Below are 17,857 nucleotides of genomic sequence, written 5' to 3' on the forward strand. Positions count from 1 at the left end.
GAACAACTCAAAAAAGTAACCACGGTCGTTGCCGACAGTGGCGATGTAGAGTCAATCAAAGCCCTACAACCGGTTGATGCAACAACCAATCCTTCGTTAATTTTACAAGCTGCAAAATTACCTCAATATAAACACTTAAATAAGTTTTTCACATATATAAGATTGTTATATCTGATAGTTTTTAAATTGCTCCCACACGGCCTCTCCTACAGGTCCCAACACTTCTCCCCTTTTCTTAATAATGTAATATTTTAGAGGCGTTATATTTTGCACATCACTAAGTGACAGCATTTTCAGAGTATTATTTGCAATACCTTCATCAGCTAAATAACCTGGTAATTTGCCCCAACCCATTGCACTTTCGATAAGCATTTTTTTAGTTGGAAAGTCATTTACATACCATCGTCGCTGACCTTGCTGTACACCCCACTCTATGTTTTTTGAACCAGTGCCTGAGTCCTGCACAATTATTTGGTATTCGTTCAACAAATCAGTGGCTTGCCTTAGGTTTGGATTTCGCTTTAACAACAAAGGGGAAGCTACATTGATTAATGAGCCGCTATTTAACAAATGCTTTTCAATTTTCTCTTCTTGTGCAGAAAATTCCATTGTTGGTGTTATACACAGATCGGCACAGCCATCAAGTAAGGCTTCAATTGCACCTGTTATGTACTCTTGCCTGATTATTATTTGAGTTTCAGGGAACTGATTTTGCATATTTTTTAGTAATGGTAAAATACCTTTTAAATTAAATGATGCTTCAATTGCAATCGTTATACTTACCTCGTTCCCCTGTGCTATGTGGTGTGCAACTTGTTTAAGTTGTGCTGCATCATCTAGCAATTTCATAGCCTTATGAAACATAGTTTTTCCTGCACTGGTAAGCTCTAACCGATAACCATTACGACTAAATAAGGCAAAGTTAAGGGTATTTTCTAGTTGCTTAATACCTTGGCTTATAGCTGGTTGAGTTTTGTGTAAAAGAGCACTTGCTTCACTCAATGATCCAACCTGAGCAACAGTAACAAACATACTAAGCTGTTCTAATTTCATAATTTACGCCAAACATGTAAAGCTAAAGTTTATATCTTATAAAAAAACATTCAATATTAATTAATAAGAGCTGTGATTATTCTAACGTCAAAAGCTAAGCATCTGCTTAAATCACTCTTATTAAAGTTGGGAATAACATGAGCACAAAAGTAAAAAGAATTTTTATGTATACATCACTAGGATTAACAACACTTGCCTTTATAGCTGCAGGCTCTGCAAAACTAGCAGGAGTTGAGCAAATGCACTTATCTTTTGCACTCATGGGTTTACCTGCTTGGTTTGGCTATTTTATTGGTGCAAGTGAACTTGCAGGTGCTGTTGCTATTTGGATAAAAAAACTAAGCATTATAGCTGCAAGTGGTTTGTTAGTTATTATGGCTGGTGCAACATTTTTTCATGTAGTTTACGACAGTGTTGCCAATGCAATACCTGCCGTTATTTTATGTGCTTTTTTAATTAATATCATAATTAACCGAGTCAATGATATAAACGCCTAGGATAGTAAGTAACCTAGAGCTATTTTAAATACAATGAATAACGATATATTCGCTTCTATCGTTATTCAAACCCTCTTTTACAAAATGACTAATGCTTTCGCATCTCTCATTTAGGATAAAGATAACAAACTCGATCTCTAAACAAACAAAGGCTAAGGTTGTTTTATCCATTAAATTTTAATTTTGAGTTCATACCCTGTATTTAATAATTAAATAAACGGCGTACTAAAGTTTATTACTTGGGCTTTTAATATGCCTAATTAACTAAGGTGTAAAATATGAAAAAAACATTTTTAGGCATTTTCTCGATTACAGTAATAACTTACTTACTGAGCGGCTGCACAACATCAAATAACGGTAATATTACAAAATTGAGTGAAGATAAAATAAGTACTAGATTAAATAAATTACCTTCCTCGCTAACCTCTAGTGATTTGTTCAATACCACTGTTGTTGAACCCACTCAGCTATTTGATAACCTTTATTTTGTAGGATATATCAGCGTAGGCACTTTTGTTATCACTACAACTGAGGGCATTATTTTAATCGATACCATGTGGACCCCGCACGATGCCAAACATGTGATTGTTCCTGGACTAAAAGAGTTAGGCTTAAATCCTGAAGATATTAAATACGTAATAGTTACTCACGGCCACAGCGACCATTATGGCGGCGCTCACTACTTTGAATCACATTATGGCGCTAAAATTTTAATGAGAAAAAATGAGTGGGACTACATCCATAATCCAAATACACCTGTATTAACTGATCCTTTCGGTAACTTTTCTACCGAAATACCATTACCTAGCACTTACACCCAAGTTATCGATGGCGAAAAAATAAGTTTAGGTAAAACTAATTTAACTGTACTTGCTACACCAGGACATACGCCTGGTGGGTTGTCTTTGATAATACCTGTTACAGATAATGGCATACCTCATACAGTTGCACTTTGGGGAGGTACCGGTTTACCGGATACTAAAGAAGCAAATCAAACTTATTTGCACTCTTTAAATTATTTTCAAAAAATTGCAAACAAAAACGATGTTGATGGAAGTATCTCAAACCACCCGTTTTCACATGATCTAATTAATCAAATTAATACATTAAAAAATCGTAAATCTGATCAACGAAACCCCGTGATAACCGGTAATAAGGCATTTAATGAGTACATAGACGATGTATTGCGAAATAACGTTCAAAAGAAACTTTCGTCATTTGAGTCAAACTAATATAGCTTTTCACGCACCGGCGTTATCGTGCTAATGTATTTATAATGACGGTATATGTCGCTTTAAAGCGATACTCATTACTAATATAAAAGCATAGTGCACTTCTTTTTATGAAACCCCACATTTGATAGTCTGTATAAAAATACAGACTATCAAATGTGGGGTTAATTACTTTTAGTTTGGTTTATTGTTCTACCAAAATGACCGATACGTCGTCTGCATGAAAATCAGCAGTCAGTTCGTTTGACTCCACATAAAGTAAAGCCGCACTTTCCTCGGTTGTTATTGAATGGGTATAAGTGCCCGAAAGCTTTACCCAATCGCCTGCAACTACGTTTGTAACAGTGGTTAGCTCGAGGTATTCAGTGCTCGCATGCTCAATTTGCAGTGTAAGTTTAATTCCTGGCGATACCGCTGTGTTATCGTCAGATAACTTAACCCACGCAGATACATTATAGGTTTTGCCCGCTGTGAGCTTGGGTTGTTTCAAGTGAAATAGTAGCACTGCCTCGTGATTGCCATGAATCAAGACCGGCTTCAAAGTCACCATTAGTTAGCAGCTCTGTGTGTTGTTAAAAGTACGACCGGTGTTGAAAACCTTTATTTAGATCAGTTAGGTGCGTTTGGTAACGTTGACCGCTACCCTGCTAGACGTATTATAACCATTGTTTACTATTCGCTCGTACGCTTTGAAGAAACCAATCTTGTGAGCGGCGACAATGCTTTAGAATGTGAATGGTTTGATGTAAATAACGTTCCCCCTTTAATGTTTGACCACGCCGACATTTTGAAAAGTGGCTTAGATTACTTACGCTATAAAGTAAGGCACGAGCCGATTGGTTTTAGCCTGCTCCCTGAAAAGTTTACCTTGCTTGAGCTACAAGGAATTTACGAGTCGATTTTAAATAAATCACTCGATAAGCCTAACTTTAGACGTAAGTTCCAAAAAATAAACTTACTAATAAACTGCAAAGAAAAACAAATCAACGTAGCTCACCGAGCTGCTACTTTGTACCGTTTTGATATAAACGTATACGAAAAACTAAGAGAGTTTGGTTTTACATTTGAGTTTTAAATAAGCAAATGCATAATTAAATTAATGTTTGGTCTTTAAGGCCAAATAACATATTGCTAATATATACGTGATGTTTATAATTCGTCCGCATTATTAATATAAACTAATCAAAAGGAGCTTTTTTCTTGAAACTTACGCCGCCCTAGGCAACCACTCCCCTTTTTCATCAGCACGTTACGTGCAACCTTAATCGCCGCCTGCGCGAGAATCACTGTTATTTAAATAAAATACTCCCCTATACTTTGGGAAACTAACTAATTAGGTTTATTACATGTTTGATCACGTAAAAAGAGATTGGCTCTCTAATGTTCGTGGCGATGTGCTTGCTGGTATTGTTGTGGCGCTTGCCCTAATACCTGAAGCGATTGCCTTTTCTATTATTGCCGGTGTTGATCCAAAAGTAGGTTTATACGCCTCATTTTGTATTGCGGTTATTATTGCCTTTGTAGGCGGACGTCCTGGCATGATATCGGCGGCCACCGGTGCAATGGCACTGTTAATGGTGACGCTAGTTAAAGACCATGGTTTGGAATACTTACTGGTTGCCACCTTACTTACTGGTGTACTACAAATATTTGCAGGCTTTTTAAAGCTCGGTGAATTAATGCGCTTTGTATCGCGCTCTGTTGTAACAGGGTTTGTAAACGCGCTGGCGATTTTAATATTTATGGCGCAGTTACCTGAGCTGACTAATGTTACTTGGCATGTTTATGCGATGACCGCAGCGGGCTTAGGTATTATTTACTTATTTCCGTATATTCCAACTATTGGCAAAATACTTCCCTCTCCTTTAGTGTGTATTGTTGTTATTACACTGATTTCAATATTTTTGGGTCTTGATATAAGAACCGTTGGCGACATGGGCGAACTGCCAGACACTCTACCTATATTTTTATGGCCCGATGTACCGCTAACACTCGAAACACTGCAAATTGTATTACCGTATTCAATTGGTCTTGCTGTTGTGGGCTTACTTGAGTCAATGATGACCGCCACTATTGTTGATGACTTAACTGATACAACGAGCGATCGTAATAAAGAATGTAAGGGCCAAGGTATTGCTAATATTGGCGCAGGCTTATTTGGTGGTATGGCGGGTTGCGCTATGATTGGGCAATCAATTATTAATGTTAAATCGGGCGGTCGCGGCAGGCTTTCTACCTTTATTGCAGGTTTATTTTTAATCATCATGGTGGTGTTTTTAGATGAGTGGCTGCGTTTAATTCCTATGGCAGCATTAGTTGCGGTAATGATTATGGTATCGATTGGTACGTTTTCGTGGACATCTGTTAAGGATTTAAGAAAGAACCCGCTTTCATCAAATGTTGTGATGATTTCCACCGTTATTGTGGTTGTTGCCACGCATAACCTAGCCATTGGCGTTTTAGTTGGTGTGTTGTTAGCTACGTTGTTTTTTGCCAATAAAATTGGTCGCTTTATGGTGGTTAAAACCAAGCATGATGAAAGCAACGATAAAATAACCTATGAAGTCGTTGGCCAAGTATTTTTTGCCTCAGCTGAGCAATTTATTGCATCGTTCGATTTTAAAAATGCGGTTTCTAACGTGGTAATTGATTTAACCCATGCACATTTTTGGGATATAACTGGTGTATCGTCACTCGACAAGGTGGTTATTAAATTTAGGCGTGAAGGCGCAACGGTTAGTATTATTGGTATGAATAGCGCAACCGAAACTGTAATTGATAAATTTGGTGTGCATAACAACCCTGAAGAAGTCGAAAAACTACTTGGCGGACATTAAGGAGAATGCAATGACTAAAATAATTACCTATGTAGATGGCTCAGCCATTACTAAAAATGTAACCGATGCTGCTATTTGGGCTTCAAAAAAGCTAAATAAACCAATTAGCTTTGTGCATACAATTGAAAAAACGCAGCAAACTAATATCGGCGACTACTCTGGTAGTATTGGGCTTGGTGCACAGTCAACACTTCTTGATGAAATGACTAAGCTTGACGAACAACGCTGCAAAGTAAGTTTAAAAATGGCTGACGAATTATTAAATTCAGTAAGTGAGCATGCTAAATCGGCAGGTGTTACTAATTTTGAACTAATTAAGCGCCACGGTGATTTGCTCGATACCGTTATAGACTTAAAAGACGATACACGCCTTATTGTTATTGGCCAAAATGGTGCTGGACATAGTAATAGCTTTGCGGTGCTGGGCTCACATATAGAAACCTTAGTGCGTAATGCAACACAACCTATTTTGCTTATTCCTGAAACATTTAAACAACCTAAATCATTTATGATTGCGTATGACGGCCGCGAAACAGCCGACAAAGCGCTACAACAAGTTATTGATGGCGGCTTGTTACATGGTTTGCATTGTCATTTAGTGAGTATTAAAAACAACGAAAAAGACCTTGAAGAAAAATTTGTTAATGCACAGCACAAGCTTATCAGTATGGACTTCGAAGTGTCGGCAAGCTTTTTAGAGGGCAATATTTTCGACTCGTTAATGCAATATAAAGAACAAAATAATGTAGAACTAATTGTAATGGGTGCATTTGGGCACTCTAAACTAAGGCAGTTTTTTGTGGGCAGTAACACCATTAAAATGCTCGAGAACAGCGATGTGCCTGTGGTTATTTTAAAATAAATTTAATAACCTGCACCAAAAAGCCTAAATCACTTAACTGATTTTAGGCTTTTTTGTTTTTGGCTTAGCTTCAAACTTTTCAAATAAAAACTGAATAAACGACGTAACCTTTTGAGCCACAAACTTTCTATGCTGCTCTGGCAAAAATGAGCGCACGCCACGTTTGCTAAATGTTTCCATTATTTCTCGTTTACCGAGTTTGTCTTGTATTGCCAGCTCGCCTTCGTGAAAAGGGGAAGTATCTATTGAGTTTGTGTTTATCATTTTGCTTGTAATTCGTGTGCGTATTTTATGGGCTAAATTTAACCCAATACTCAATGAATGATAATGGGTGTTTTATTGACTGATAATGCACAAAACAATGACACTACTTGCACCCTCTTAGTGCCAGACGCGCACCAACATATGTCAAAACGGGTTTTTTATTCACTCTAAAAAAACATTAAACACTATTTAAACAACAACTTAAAAAACTGGCTATGTTTTTGCAAACACTCTATTAACAAGCCAGTTTTATTTACGGCAAAAATTTAGGTTGTTGGCACTATAGCTATTAGCAACCATCGGCAAAGAAGCCCGCACACAATTATGCTTAATGCGTATTTGTGGCGGGCTTTTTTGTTATTTGTATTTAAACCGTCACTTTAAGGAATGCCATATGCAAACCTCGCAAAAAATACTCATTATTGGTAATGGTATGGTCGGACACCACTTTGTTGAGCAAATGCGCCAAAGCGATGCCAACGCAGACATTACGGTACTTTGCGGAGAAGCAAATCTTGCATACGATCGCGTGTACTTATCAAGTGTATTTGATGGCAAAACAGCCGCCGATTTAGCACTAACAACTCACGACAACTACAAACAACTTAATATTAATGTGCATACCAGCCAGTGGGTTGAAGACATTGATAGATCAGCAAAAATAGTGACCACATTAACGGGTGAGCAATACCCGTACGACAAACTTGTACTCGCGACAGGTTCGTTCCCATTTGTGCCGCCTATAAAAGGTAACGACCAACCCCATTGTTTGGTGTATCGCACATTAGAAGATTTAGAACAAATAAAAGCCAGTGCCGCTGTAAGTAAAAGTGGTGTTGTTATTGGTGGTGGTTTGTTAGGGCTTGAAGCCGCAAATGCGATTAAGCAACTAGGACTTGATACCCACGTAGTTGAATTTGCACCGCAGCTTATGGCTGTTCAGCTTGATGGACAAGGCGGTACGCTTCTAAAAAATAAAATAGAAGAACTTGGCGTAACGGTACACACATCAAAGGCAACCAGTGAAATAGTAAAAGGCGAAACCAGTCGCTTTAGATTAAATTTTTCGGATGAGTCATTTTTAGAAACAGACCTAATTTTGTTTTCTGCTGGTATTCGCCCGTATGACCAACTCGGCAAAATTGCTGATTTAGAACTCGGTGAGCGCGGCGGTATTATTATTAATAACCAATGCCAAACATCTGATCCTGATATTTTAGCCATTGGGGAATGCGCCCTGTGGGACAAAAAACTATTTGGCTTAGTCGCACCGGGTTACAACATGGCGCGCGTTGCAGCGAGCCAATTAAGTGGTGGCGAGCTTGAGTTTTTAGGTGCCGACATGAGCACTAAACTTAAGTTGTTAGGCGTAGAAGTAGGCTCAATTGGCGACGCTCATGCAAAAACGCCTGACTGTAAAGAGCTTATATACCAAGACGCTATTCGCGGCTGTTATAAAAAAATCATACTAAGTGAAAAAGGCGATAAATTACTGGGCGCTGTACTAGTTGGCGATACCAGCGACTACGATACTTTATTGCAGTACATGCTTAACGACATGGACTTACCAGAAAACCCTGAGTGTTTAATTTTACCAGATAGCGGCGGCGCGGCGTCGTTATCTGGCAGTGCCCTACCCGACACCGCCACTATTTGTTCGTGTCACAATGTGAGTAAAGGCGACATCGTAGGTGCAATTGATGGCGGCTCATGCGATTTAGCCTCGGTAAAATCATGCACTAAAGCAGCAAGCGGCTGTGGCGGTTGTGCTGCGTTACTAAAATCAGTTGTTGATAACGAATTAGCAAGTCGTGGTGTTGAAGTTATCAACCATGTATGTGAGCACTTTGCGTATTCACGCCAAGAACTATTGCACATGGTAAAAGTAGAAAGCATTAAAACGTTTGATGACTTACTAACTAAACACGGCAGCGGTCATGGCTGTGAAATATGTAAACCTGCCATTGGCTCTATTTTAGCCTCAACATGGAACGACTTTATTTTAGAGCCCGCTCATGTTGGTTTGCAAGACACTAACGATACGTACCTAGCAAATATGCAAAAAGATGGTTCGTACTCTGTGGTACCGCGTATTGCTGGCGGCGAAATAACACCCGACAAACTCATTGTAATTGGACAAGTAGCCAAAGACTTTAACCTGTACTGCAAAGTCACTGGTGGTCAGCGTATCGATTTATTTGGTGCGCGTTTAGAAGAGCTTCCTGTTATTTGGGAGCGACTTATAGAAGCCGGATTTGAGACTGGTCATGCCTATGGTAAGTCTCTGAGAACTGTTAAATCGTGTGTGGGTAGTACGTGGTGTCGTTATGGTGTGCAAGATAGCGTTGGACACGCAATAGAAATTGAAAACCGCTACAAAGGGTTACGCGCACCGCATAAATTTAAAATGGCGGTATCGGGTTGTACCCGCGAATGCGCCGAAGCACAAAGTAAAGATATTGGCATTATAGCCACCGAAAATGGCTGGAACTTATACGTGTGTGGTAATGGCGGTATGCGCCCTCGCCATGCTGATTTATTTGCGACCGATTTAGACACGCCAACACTAATTAAATACATTGACCGCGTAATTATGTTTTACATTAAAACGGCTGACAAATTGCAGCGTACGTCGGTATGGATGGAAAACCTTGAAGGCGGTTTAGACTACCTTAAAAGCGTAGTAATTGACGACAGCTTAGGCATTTGCGACGAGCTAGAAGCGCAAATGGAATTAATTACACAAACCTATGCGTGTGAATGGAAAAAAGCGATTGAAAGCCCAGATGCTGCCAAACGATTCCGCCAGTTTGTTAATAGCCCCGAAACCGACGACAACATTTTGTTTGTGCAAGAGCGTAACCAAATTCGCCCTGCTACAGAAGCCGAAAAACGTGAGCAACGTAATACACAAAACCGTATTCCAGTAATGGAAGTTGAACAGGAGCAAGCTGATGTCTTGGCATAATATTGGAACAATCGACAACCTAGTGGCTAATAGCGGCGTATGCGCATTAGTTAATAATCAGCAAGTGGCTATTTTTTACATTCCACAAAATCCAACGGCTGTGTTTGCCATTAGCAACTACGACCCGATTGGCAAAGCCAATGTATTGTCGCGTGGCATTATTGGCTCAGTCGACAATAAATTAGTTGTCGCATCGCCTTTATATAAGCAACACTTTTGCCTAGAAACAGGCGAATGTTTAGAAGCAGAAGCAATACACCTACCGGTTTTTAATGCAAAAATTGAAGACGGCAGTGTATTTATAAGCGCTGAACCAAAAGTTACAACAGCAGTGGCTTAGGGGAATAGTATGAGTGTACTGTCTTATTTTTCGGGTATTGAAAACGTGTGGCTAAATAAGCTTGTTACTAAGCTAACAAGCTCAAATAGTCGCAGCGTCAAAAGCGGCAACGTTTATATAATTGGTGCGGGCCCAGGAGACGCAGAGCTAATTACAGTAAAAGCGCAGCGTTTAATTAATACCGCCGATGTTGTTTTATACGATTGGTTAGTAAGCGATGATTTATTAAAAACGCTTCCTAAAAAAGCACAGCGAGTATTTGTAGGTAAACGTGCGGGTAAACATTCGATGACCCAAGCTAACATTTGCGAACTACTGGTTAAATACGCACAACAAGGCTTAAACGTAGTGCGTTTAAAAGGCGGCGATCCGAGTATATTTGCACGTATTAACGAAGAAGCCGATGCGCTTAGTGAGCATAATATTAATTTTGCGATTGTTCCGGGTGTAACAACGGCTTGTGCTACTTCTGCTTATACAGGTATTCCGCTAACAGCACGCGATGTAGCGCGTAGTGTTACATTTTTAACAGCGCAGTTTGCCGATCCTAACAAGCAACCTCATTGGCAAAATTACGCGTTTATGCCTGCAAACAACAACCCCACTTTAGTGGTTTATATGGGGCTTTCGCGCTTACAAACGCTAAGCTGCGGTTTGCAATCAGTGGGCTGGCCAAGTAATACACCCATCGCACTAATAGAGAATGCCACTACTACTAAGCAAAAAGTAATTACCAGTACGCTTGAACTGATTGTAAATGAGCATGCTAAACACAACCTTCAAGGCCCTACCCTAATTATGATTGGTGAAGTAATAAATCATAAAATGGCTATTAGTCCTGAGTTACTAAACAGTGTAAATGTTAACGCATGACGTAAAATGAATAATGCACTTTTCGCGCTTACTACCTCCCCAGGAGTAGGCGCTTTTTTTGTTTTTAATTTGGGTTCAAGTTGTGTGCAATAACATACTTAAATGCACCAAATAAGTTAAAAGTAATGGCAAGTTAAATTATAGAAACACAGTGACAAATAAAAATAATACTTTAAGCAATTGTATTAGCTTGATTTTAAATTCAATGATGAAATTTATTAATGATTGGAACAGTGGTTGCACTTTAAAAACAAAAAAGTGTGGAATAATACCAATGGCGACAAGCAACCCTCTCACAAAACAGTTTTTATTAGCGGCTAAGTATCAAGAAATACACGCGCTAAAGCAATTACAAAACAGTTGTGCCTCGCTTACTAAGTTAGGCGATTTTGTACATCAGTTACAAAAAGAACGTGCAATGAGTAATATCTTTTTGGCCTCAAATCGCGAGCGATTTAAAACCCAATTACAAGAACAAATCCCTTTAAGCAGCAGCGCACAAACTGCATTTTATGATTCTCTTAAACAAACATTTATAAACGACAACGCCGATACTGGTCATACTCGGTTATTTAATTTAATTACCTATAGCCTGCAAACACTTGACGCATTGCCCGAACTACGCAATCAAATAGCACAACAAAACATTAGTGCAGTGCATGCTACGCAGTCATTCACTCAGTTAATTGCTAGTTTACTCAATATTATTTTAGAGGCAGCAGATGGCGCAAGCGATCCTAAAATAACGCGTTTGTTAGTCGCATTTTTCAATTTTATGCAAGGTAAAGAGTACGCAGGACAAGAGCGCGCCTGTGGTGCACAAGCATTTGCAGCGAGTAAATTTACCACTGAGCAAAAACAACAACTCGCGCATTTTGAACAAGAGCAAAACCACAGCTTTGACTTTTTTAATGAGTACGCCGATGCGCACCTTTTAAAATGCTTTGCCACACTAACAACACATCAGGTTAATAATCAGGTAGAGCAACTTAGAAGTTTACTGCAAAAACTCGATGACGAGAATGCTCAACCGCTCTCGCAACTAAGCGAAGTATGGTACGAAGTAACCACTACGCGCATAGATATAATGCACAAAATTGAACAAAATATAGCAGATCAATTAATTGATACCGCAGCAATGCAAATAGCCTGTGCTCAACGTAGTTTAAATACAAATAAGCAAGTACTTAACAATATGGCAGAGCAACACATAGCCCCTACTTTTGGCCAATTAGCCATTAAGCAACCAGAGCCAGAAGTAAACCAAAATATAGCGGCCGATAAGCTCAACAGTAATAAAACTATGTATGATTTAATTATCGAGCAAAGCCAGCATATAAAACAAATAAACCAAGCGTTACTTGACGCTAAAAAAGTTATTAGTGAGCAAAAGGTAATTCACCAAGCCAAGTACATACTTATTGAGCAGTTAAAGCTCACCGAAGAGCAAGCCCATAAACAGCTACAAAAACAAGCAATGGATACGCATAAAACCTTATTTAGCGTAGCGCAAACAATTGTACAAATGAGCGATTAAATATGCTGTTTTTACTTGGGCATGTTGATCTTTAGTAATACCACTACCCTAAATAATAGTTATTTATTAAGTTACAAATTTCACACCCATATTGAGTTTTGCCTTATTTTAAAATTGATTCATAACCTGCTGACTATAATAAGGTAAAACCCTAATTTGAGGTCTATTTATAATGCAAATTATTCAACGCATTCAAAATAATCAACTACAATAAGTTAATCATTTGTTGCATCTCATTTTAATGAGGCATATTTAATACTGTTGTAGGAGTTTGAATGCCCAATGTAGAGAGTTATATAGAAGGTGTATCATTAATAGATGAGCAGCAATTAACAACTTCTCTTGATAATGACATTCAAACAAACATAAAAAACATTGCTGAGCTAATTTTAAACATTTTTGATGCGAGCTCATTTTCTATTGTTGCTAATCAGCCTCAACGTGCTGTCGAGCTATATAAATCAGGTTCAGAAATAGCAGTAGCTAAAGAGCAACTAGCTGATGATATTTTTAATGAATCGATTATTGAGCATGACCTTAAAATATTTAGAGTTATATCGCCTATTATAATGCCCTCAAACCTTAAGTTTGGATGGTTGATATTCGAGCGAGCAAGTGATTCACTACTTACAGAAAAAGAAAAATCAATTTTAAATAGTTTACAAAAAAACTTTGTAAATCAGTTAGTCCAACGTAAAAACTTATTAGATAAAATAAACAGTGCTAAGTATAACTCAACAATTTGCGAGCAAAACAAAAAAGACGAAACTGAAAAAGATCGCTTAATTAAAAAATTACAAAAAATGAGCGATGAACTTGATGAATTTACCAGTATTGCTTCACACGATCTCAAGTCACCATTAAATGCTATAAAACGTTTATTAGAATGGGTTTATGATGATTGCAAAGATTTACTCCCTCAAGAGCACCTAGAAAATTTTCAGCTTGTGTTCAGCAGAGCTAATAGAATGCAAGTACTCCTAGAAGATTTACTAAGCTACTCGAGAATAAATAGCTGTGATTCAACTCGTGCAAACATATCTTTAGAAAGTCTTTACCAAGATATAGAACAAATTTTAGAAGTTCCACAAGCTGTCACTGTTGATATACACGCCAATAACGAAGTACTCGATATACCACTGATCCCTTTTAAAACTGTTTTTCAAAATCTTATTAGTAATGCAATAAAACATAACAATAAAGAGCACTCGGTTATCGACATTTCACTTATCCCCTCTAATCAATATTACATTATTGAAATAAAAGATAATGGTCCAGGAATTAACCCTAAATATTTTTCACTCATATTTAAGTTATTTCAGACATTGCAATCTCGAGATGATGTTGAAGGGAGCGGCATCGGACTCTGTATTGCCAATAAGCTCATTATTAATTATGGGGGCAAAATTGAAGTAGCCTCCGATGGGGAACTCGGCAGTACATTCACTATTTTTTGGCCCAAAGTTTAACTATGAAATTATCAATTATAAACGAGCATCATGTAGATGCTGCTCTTAGAAGGAACTTATGAATATTTTAATTGTTGATGATGACTTAGTTGATCGCAAATTAATTAAAAAAATGCTTATTTCTGATGGCTCTCATCATCATGACATTACCGAAGTAACGTGCGTATCCGAGGGCTTGAAAGTCATTGAAGACACGCACTTTGATATAATACTACTCGATTATAATATGCCTAAAGAAGATGGCATTGAAATGCTAATTGAAATGCGTGCAAAGCCTAAACTCGGTAACACCGCAATTATCATGATTAGCTCCTCAGAGAACTCAGCTTTGGCTATTGAGTGTATAGAAGCAGGCGCTCAAGACTTTTTACCAAAAGGTGATATAACGAGGGATAGTTTAAATAAAGCGCTTATATATGCCAAAAAACGCTTCGAGGCAGAACAACGTATGCACAACAGTTATCTTGCTGTAAAGCATATGGCAGAACGGGATCAGCTTACTGGTTTGTCTAATCGATATCATTTTGAAGAAATACTAAAAGTAATGATAGCTAACAATAAACGTGCTAAAAACTGCGTGGCGTTACTTGCTTTAGATTTAGATAACTTCAAAAATATTAATGATACGCTTGGCCATAGTGTCGGCGACGAAATTTTAATACAAACAGTAGAAAGGATTCATAGTTGCCTGAGACAAAATGAAGGATTTGCACGCTTAGGAGGCGATGAATTTGCAGTTATAATAGGTGGAATTTGCAATATTAATCAAATAGGTATGATAGCAAATAGAATACTAGCTGAAGTGTCTAAACCCTTTTTGCATGAAGGCAGAACTTTAAATTGCAGTGTTAGCATTGGAAGTGCCATATACCCAAATGATGCTACTGAATCTCATGAACTGCTAAAATGTGCTGACATTGCAATGTATCGCTCAAAGCAAAGTGGTAAAAGTAGAATTAGCTTTTACAAAGAGCAATATCAGTACGAATTTAGTCGCCGAGTAGATATTCAAAATAGTATAAAAGAGCATATAGAGGAAAAAAACTTTAGGCTATTTTATCAACCTGTTTATTGCTCAAAAACACAAATAATGACAGGTGTCGAAGCCCTTATCCGTTGGCCAGGTACAACCATTCATTATACTCCTGATGAATTTATTCCTATTGCTGAAGAATGTCGCTTAATAAAACCCCTAGGAAAATGGATAATTGCGAGCGCTTTAGAGCAGTTATCTTTATGGCAGCAAAGCTATGAAACTCCCTTAACACTATCTATCAATATTTCACCTATTCAGCTACAAAAAGAGATTTTAGAGAGCTATTTATTAGAGACAGTCAAAACATACAACTTAAAAACCAACAGTATTATTCTTGAAATAACAGAAACAGCTTTTATGGAAAATAGTAAAGAAGTGATTGAGATATTAACTTCTTTGTCTAACAAGGGATTTAGGATTGCTTTGGACGATTTTGGTATGGGGTACTCATCCATATCTCATCTAATATCTTACCCTATTGATATAGTAAAATTAGACAAAAGCATGCAGTCGTTGGATGGAGAAAATAATAAGCGATTAAAAATAATCGAGAGTTTATCTTTAATGCTAAAAAAATTAGATTTTTTTGTGGTAGCTGAAGGAATCGAAACGAAAGCCCAACATCAGCTATGTAAAAAACTAAACATAGACTACTTGCAAGGTTTTCTATTTTCAAAACCTATGCCTGCAAACGAGATTAACTTGATACTCGATGACTATTGTAAAAAATCATCTTTAAATAAATAGGTTATTTTGAGCCTCTGTAAAATTGAAGCTTAAATCAGACACCTATATAACTTTAAGCTAAAAACCTTTGATTTGAGCCACATACTCAAACTAAAGGCTCTTCAATTGGCACAGCCTAATAGGTTAAAACTTAAAATACATGCACATCAGCTGTATTTATCTAAATGCTGACCAATAACAGCCATGACTTTTTCTTTTAACTCTGCTGCCTGAAAACTTCCTTTTACAAGGTAACCTTTTACAAAGTCGTGTGACATTATAATCTTTTTTTCTTCTTCTCTTTCAGATGAGCTAAACATCATAACTACACACGAGCTTATCTCTATCATTTTTCTGAGTTTAGAGAACTTCTCTAAAAATTGAATGCCATTAACTTTTGGCATATTAATGTCTAAAAATATAAGAATTGGAGGAAATCCATCAGGGTACTTTATTCTATTAGATTCATAATTTTCTAAAAATTCTAATGCTTCTTGACCATCTTTTTTTTCAAAAATTGTAAGATCTAACTTGGCTTCTTTTATTAGCCTTTTAAGAATATACCGGTCAACTTCGTTGTCATCGACAATTAATATAGGGGGTTTAATTTTTGTCATATTAGCTTATCCAATGGTATTACTATTTTAAATGTTGTGCCTTTATCAGAGCTTTGCAGTGATATTTCACCGTTTAAGTACTCAATATGTTTTTTAACCAACGCCATCCCTAAACCAGAGCCCGTACTCGTCTGTGCATGAAATCGCTTAAACATATCAAACACTTCACCTTGATGCTTTTGTGGTATTCCCATTCCGTTATCTGTAACAGTAATAAAAAACGTCTCTTGCTCATTGAAAATATCACAGCGGACATAAGGGGAGTCTTTATTTCTGTCGTAATACTTCAACCCGTTTGAAATTAAGTTTTCAATAATTTGAGAAAAACGCGCTTTTTCTGACTTTATAGGTACTGATAGATTAATTGTTGTCTCGAGCTTACAAGGGTTGTCTTTCATAAGCCAAGTGAGTCGCTCTTTCATATCAATAATCAACTGATTAAAATCAATTACATCTCTATCTTCACTACCAATTTCAGCTTTAGCTAATAGTAAAATATCAACAACAAGTGTCTCTAACTTTTCCATTTGTTGATAGATAACCAATGCATTTCGACTTGCCTCTTCAGTATCTCCTGCTTTTATATCTTCAATAACAAAATGCGCTAGGGATTTAGCCCCTGACAACGGTGATTTCAGGTCATGAGAAGCTTGATAAGCAAACTGTGCAAGTTCGTCATTTGCTTGCTGCAGGGAGGCTGTTTGGCTATTTATAATCTCTTTGAGTTCAATACTGTTTTCAATATTTAAAAGATCATTTTTAATCCGCTGCCTGGCCGCGATAACGAGTGCTTTTAATTCACCCGACGTTTTTATATCAAGCTCATCATCTAGGTTAATATTGCTTTCGGGTTTACTTGATAAGAGCAGGGTAAGATTTCGAATAGAGCTGGATATAGTACGAGAAAGGTAACTTATAAAAATAATATTAAAAAAAGATATGACGATAACAAGTGGAATTAACGTCATTAGTATAAACGATACTGTTTTTCTGATTGGTTCTTCAAACATCTCAGAGTGTTTGTTAAAGCTGACAAGTGCAACATTAAGGTTTAGTAAAAAATCAGCTCTACTGAGCTCACCTTTTTCATACTGAGTAACTGACAGTAGTGTTTTATCCGCAATTTCTATATCTTTTTCACAAATTGTTAAAGTTTGCTCTGTGTTAATAAATTTCATAACAGCATAATTTAATGGATTTATTTCTTCAATACAGTCAATTGGTTGCTGCCTAATTAACAATATATCTGACTCAATGGTATTTATATCTATGGGGAGATCATTTTCTATTTTTTTAACTGACTTAGTAAGTTGATGAGTATATTTTAAGTGAAGAAAATTAAGTTGGTGAAACTTGGCCCCTTTAGCTATTTCAAAAGCTGAGTAAACAGTAATACTTACCTCTGCAGCTGTTAAAATCACAATAAGCATCAGTTTTCTGGAGATATTCATATACGACACCTATTTTAGCTACTAACCCAACAGTTTTTTAATAACACTATAATAATTATAGTATTTATCACATTAGGTATAGCAGGTTTTATCTT

The 17,857-nt window shown here is 37.2% G+C and carries 16 protein-coding genes and 1 pseudogene; 12 read left to right on the forward strand and 5 right to left on the reverse strand.

The features are described from left to right. Positions 1–144: pseudogene (locus H5161_RS17825) on the forward strand (transaldolase family protein); the annotation flags it as partial. Between the two features lie 21 nt (positions 145–165). Here H5161_RS17825 and H5161_RS17830 read toward each other — a convergent pair. Then, a complete protein-coding gene (locus tag H5161_RS17830; protein ID WP_182747865.1) occupies positions 166–1,053 on the reverse strand; it encodes a LysR family transcriptional regulator in 888 nt (295 codons plus the stop codon). 164 nt (positions 1,054–1,217) lie between these two features. On the opposite strand from H5161_RS17830, the gene H5161_RS17835 reads away from it, so the two are divergent. Continuing rightward, the gene (locus H5161_RS17835) at positions 1,218–1,550 is read left to right on the forward strand and encodes a DoxX family protein (RefSeq protein ID WP_240915869.1); all 333 of its coding nucleotides are present in this window, start codon (positions 1,218–1,220) and stop codon (positions 1,548–1,550) included. A gap of 278 nt (positions 1,551–1,828) precedes the next feature. Further along, positions 1,829–2,782 (forward strand): MBL fold metallo-hydrolase, encoded by a 954-nt coding sequence (locus H5161_RS17840; RefSeq protein WP_182769791.1) that lies wholly within the window; start codon positions 1,829–1,831, stop codon positions 2,780–2,782. 184 nt (positions 2,783–2,966) lie between these two features. Here the strand turns inward: H5161_RS17840 and H5161_RS17845 are convergent, their stop codons facing one another. Next, a complete protein-coding gene (locus tag H5161_RS17845; protein WP_253947683.1) occupies positions 2,967–3,272 on the reverse strand; it encodes a carbohydrate binding domain-containing protein in 306 nt (101 codons plus the stop codon). 216 nt (positions 3,273–3,488) lie between these two features. Here H5161_RS17845 and H5161_RS20205 point away from each other — a divergent pair, with 216 nt between their 5' ends. The 3 genes from H5161_RS20205 (at position 3,489) to H5161_RS17860 (ending at position 6,481) form a co-directional block, all read left to right on the forward strand. Beyond that, on the forward strand, positions 3,489–3,857 hold the full coding sequence (locus H5161_RS20205; protein ID WP_310735994.1) for an NrtR DNA-binding winged helix domain-containing protein: 369 nt from the start codon (positions 3,489–3,491) through the stop codon (positions 3,855–3,857). A 271-nt stretch (positions 3,858–4,128) separates the two neighbouring features. Continuing rightward, positions 4,129–5,619, forward strand: coding sequence for a SulP family inorganic anion transporter (locus H5161_RS17855; RefSeq protein WP_182711647.1), 1,491 nt, complete (start codon positions 4,129–4,131; stop codon positions 5,617–5,619). Between the two features lie 10 nt (positions 5,620–5,629). Beyond that, positions 5,630–6,481: a universal stress protein gene (locus tag H5161_RS17860; RefSeq protein WP_024596346.1), complete on the forward strand. Its 852-nt coding sequence runs from the start codon at positions 5,630–5,632 to the stop codon at positions 6,479–6,481. A gap of 33 nt (positions 6,482–6,514) precedes the next feature. Here the strand turns inward: H5161_RS17860 and H5161_RS20210 are convergent, their stop codons facing one another. Then, positions 6,515–6,745, reverse strand: coding sequence for a hypothetical protein (locus H5161_RS20210; RefSeq protein ID WP_259398716.1), 231 nt, complete (start codon positions 6,743–6,745; stop codon positions 6,515–6,517). Positions 6,746–7,139: 394 nt separating this feature from the next. Here H5161_RS20210 and nirB point away from each other — a divergent pair, with 394 nt between their 5' ends. The 6 genes from nirB to H5161_RS17900 all read left to right on the forward strand — a co-directional run bounded on the left by nirB (position 7,140) and on the right by H5161_RS17900 (position 15,715). Further along, positions 7,140–9,713: a nitrite reductase large subunit NirB gene (nirB, locus tag H5161_RS17875; protein WP_182769792.1), complete on the forward strand. Its 2,574-nt coding sequence runs from the start codon at positions 7,140–7,142 to the stop codon at positions 9,711–9,713. Further along, positions 9,700–10,053, forward strand: coding sequence for a nitrite reductase small subunit NirD (nirD, locus tag H5161_RS17880; protein WP_182693842.1), 354 nt, complete (start codon positions 9,700–9,702; stop codon positions 10,051–10,053). Before nirB ends, nirD begins: the two co-directional genes overlap by 14 nt. 9 nt (positions 10,054–10,062) lie before the next feature. After that, positions 10,063–10,926 (forward strand): uroporphyrinogen-III C-methyltransferase, encoded by an 864-nt coding sequence (gene cobA, locus H5161_RS17885; RefSeq protein ID WP_182755643.1) that lies wholly within the window; start codon positions 10,063–10,065, stop codon positions 10,924–10,926. 274 nt (positions 10,927–11,200) lie between these two features. Continuing rightward, positions 11,201–12,463 carry a nitrate- and nitrite sensing domain-containing protein gene (locus H5161_RS17890; RefSeq protein ID WP_024606321.1) on the forward strand — a complete coding sequence of 421 codons (1,263 nt, stop codon included), beginning with the start codon at positions 11,201–11,203 and terminating at the stop codon, positions 12,461–12,463. A gap of 275 nt (positions 12,464–12,738) precedes the next feature. After that, positions 12,739–13,932: an ATP-binding protein gene (locus H5161_RS17895; protein ID WP_182769793.1), complete on the forward strand. Its 1,194-nt coding sequence runs from the start codon at positions 12,739–12,741 to the stop codon at positions 13,930–13,932. A gap of 58 nt (positions 13,933–13,990) precedes the next feature. After that, the gene (locus H5161_RS17900) at positions 13,991–15,715 is read left to right on the forward strand and encodes a GGDEF domain-containing response regulator (protein ID WP_182769794.1); all 1,725 of its coding nucleotides are present in this window, start codon (positions 13,991–13,993) and stop codon (positions 15,713–15,715) included. A 146-nt stretch (positions 15,716–15,861) separates the two neighbouring features. Here the strand turns inward: H5161_RS17900 and H5161_RS17905 are convergent, their stop codons facing one another. Both H5161_RS17905 and H5161_RS17910 read right to left on the reverse strand, forming a co-directional pair. Then, positions 15,862–16,311, reverse strand: coding sequence for a response regulator (locus H5161_RS17905; RefSeq protein WP_024596059.1), 450 nt, complete (start codon positions 16,309–16,311; stop codon positions 15,862–15,864). Then, positions 16,308–17,762, reverse strand: coding sequence for an ATP-binding protein (locus H5161_RS17910; RefSeq protein ID WP_182769795.1), 1,455 nt, complete (start codon positions 17,760–17,762; stop codon positions 16,308–16,310). Before H5161_RS17910 ends, H5161_RS17905 begins: the two co-directional genes overlap by 4 nt. Between the last annotated feature and the right edge of the window lie 95 nt (positions 17,763–17,857).

Origin of the sequence: Pseudoalteromonas sp. SG43-5 (assembly GCF_014164345.1) — a bacterium.
In the GTDB taxonomy this organism is placed as follows: Bacteria; Pseudomonadota; Gammaproteobacteria; order Enterobacterales; family Alteromonadaceae; genus Pseudoalteromonas; species Pseudoalteromonas distincta.